Here is a 2,241-nt window from a genome sequence, read left to right as displayed (position 1 = left end):
TGTGGAGAGAGCCCCTCACCCCCACACTCTCAGCGCGAGCGCAGCTCGTCGCGGCCCCGTAAGAACGGGGCGAGGGGGCGCACCGAGCTCGACGCACCACCACACCCGATTGTCCTCCGAGCAATTGCGCGATGGCCCGGCAAGACCTTGCATATTAGAACCGTGCCGTCCCCCGCACCGGTTCGCCCATGCCCCACACCTCCGCCCTGCTCGGCTTCGCCCTCGTCAGCCTCGGCCTCGTGCTCACGCCGGGACCGAACATGATCTACCTGATTTCGCGTTCGATCACGCAAGGGCCGGCGGCGGGCATCGTCTCGCTCGGCGGCGTCGCGCTCGGCTTCGTGTTCTACATGCTGTGCGCGGCGTTTGGCATCACGGCGCTGCTGCTGGCCATTCCCTTTGCCTATGACGCGCTGCGCTTTGCCGGCGCCGCCTATTTGCTCTGGCTGGCCTGGCAGGCGGTGAAGCCGGGAGGTCGCTCACCGTTCCAGGTCAGGAAGCTCGCAGTCGACAGCCCGCGCAAATTGTTCGCGATGGGCTTCATCACCAACCTGCTCAATCCGAAGATCGCGATGCTGTATCTGGCGCTGCTGCCGCAGTTCATCGATCCCGCCGGCGGCAGCGTGCTGACACAGTCGCTGGTGCTTGGAGCGATCCAGATCGCGATCAGCGTCAGCGTCAATGCGATGATCGCGCTCGCCGCCGGATCGATCGCGCTGTTCCTTGCGAACCGGCCGAGCTGGATGCTGGTGCAACGCTGGCTGATGGGCACGGTGCTGGCCGGGCTCGCAGTGCGGATGGCGGTCGAAGCGAAGAAGGTGTGAGGCGCAACGCTGTCATGCCCCGCACAGGCGGGGCATCCAGTACCCGCGGGTTCTCGGCTCAATCACTGGCGTCACGGATTACTGGGTCACCCGCCTCCGCGGGTGACGACAACGCCCAGCGTCAATCCAGCTTCGCCTCCATGCCCCGCTTCACCGCCGGGCGAGCCATCAGCGCCTCGTACCAGCGCTTGACGTTGGGGAAATCGGCCAGATCAACCTTGTGGCGAGGATGACGCCAAGCCCAGCCCAGGATGGCAAAATCGGCAATCGAGAGCTCGCCGGCAACGAAGTCGCGCCCGTCCAGACGGCGGTCGAGCACGCCATAGAGCCGGCGCGTCTCGGCCATGTAGCGCTTCAGGCCATAGGCACGGTCCTGCTCGTTCTCCAGCGCAATGAAATGGTGCACCTGACCGGGCATCGGGCCGAAGCCGCCCATCTGCCACATCAGCCATTCGTAGACGGGAATGCGCTGGCCGAGCGATTTCGGCAGGAATTTGCCGGTCTTTTCGCCGAGATAGAGCAGGATGGCGCCGGATTCGAAGATGCTGACGGGCTTGCCGTCGGGCCCCTCGGGGTCGAGGATCGCGGGGATCTTGTTGTTCGGGGAGAGCTTGAGGAACTCGGGCGCCATCTGCTCGCCCCTGGTGATATTCACCGGGATCACCTTGTAGGGCAGCCCCATCTCCTCCAGCGCGACCGAGATCTTGCGGCCGTTCGGCGTGTTCCAGGTGTGCAGCTCGATGGTCATTTTGGGCACTTCCTCCCCGAGAAATCTGGGCATCCACCTAGCCCAGAAGGTCGCGTCCCCACAACCGGCGGCCGCGGGATGGCCGATCCCTGTTGACGAGGGACGCCCCCTCTGGAATGTCGCGGCCGTGCCGGATAAATTCCGCCTCCTCCAAAAACCCTGTTCGAGGGAACGCCGTGTCGAAATCAGCCTCCCGCGCCCGCCTGTTCGAAATCATCCGCCGGCGCTCGTTCGGCCGCGGCGAGGTGACGCTCGCATCGGGCCGCAAGAGCGATTTCTACTTCAACCTCAAGCCGACCATGCTCGACCCCGAGGGCGCGACGCTGCTTGCCGAGCTCACCTACGAGGCGCTGAAGGACGACCAGCTCGATTTCATCGGCGGGCTCGAGATGGGCGCGGTGCCGCTCGCCGGCGCGCTGGCGCAGATCTCCTGGATCAAGGGCCATCCGATCGCGGCGTTCTTCGTGCGCAAGAAGCCGAAGGAGCACGGCGCCAAGCTCGCGATCGAGGGCTTGCCCAAGGGCGAGACGCTGGCCGGCAAGCGCGTCGTGATCGTCGAGGATGTCACCACGACCGGCGGCTCGGCGATGAAGGCAGTGGAATCCGTGCGCGAGGCCGGCGCCAATGTGGTGCTGGTGCTGACCATGGTGGACCGCGAGGAAGGCGCCA

The 2,241-nt window shown here is 65.6% G+C and carries 3 protein-coding genes; 2 read left to right on the top strand and 1 reads right to left on the bottom strand.

From position 1 onward, the window contains the following. The first annotated feature begins 188 nt into the window (after positions 1 to 188). Positions 189 to 824 (top strand): LysE family translocator, encoded by a 636-nt coding sequence (locus JHD07_RS38170; protein WP_291631620.1) that lies wholly within the window; start codon positions 189 to 191, stop codon positions 822 to 824. 121 nt (positions 825 to 945) lie between these two features. Here JHD07_RS38170 and JHD07_RS38165 read toward each other — a convergent pair whose 3' ends face one another. Beyond that, positions 946 to 1,572: a glutathione S-transferase family protein gene (locus JHD07_RS38165; RefSeq protein ID WP_291631618.1), complete on the bottom strand. Its 627-nt coding sequence runs from the start codon at positions 1,570 to 1,572 to the stop codon at positions 946 to 948. Between the two features lie 176 nt (positions 1,573 to 1,748). On the opposite strand from JHD07_RS38165, the gene pyrE reads away from it, so the two are divergent. Then, positions 1,749 to 2,241 (top strand): orotate phosphoribosyltransferase (gene pyrE / locus JHD07_RS38160; RefSeq protein WP_291631616.1); only part of this gene is annotated, 493 nt, incomplete at its 3' end.

The organism is Bradyrhizobium sp., assembly GCF_016462955.1.
In the GTDB taxonomy this organism is placed as follows: domain Bacteria; phylum Pseudomonadota; class Alphaproteobacteria; order Rhizobiales; family Xanthobacteraceae; genus Bradyrhizobium.
Note: the sequence above shows the minus strand (reverse complement) of the source record. Positions and strands in the feature narration are given on the sequence as shown.

Excerpts from the sequence above, each read along its gene's own strand:
- JHD07_RS38165 (WP_291631618.1), bottom strand. The coding sequence starts at position 1,572 with ATGACCATCGAGCTGCACACCTGGAACACGCCGAACGGCCGCAAGATC.
- JHD07_RS38170 (WP_291631620.1), top strand. The coding sequence starts at position 189 with ATGCCCCACACCTCCGCCCTGCTCGGCTTCGCCCTCGTCAGCCTCGGC.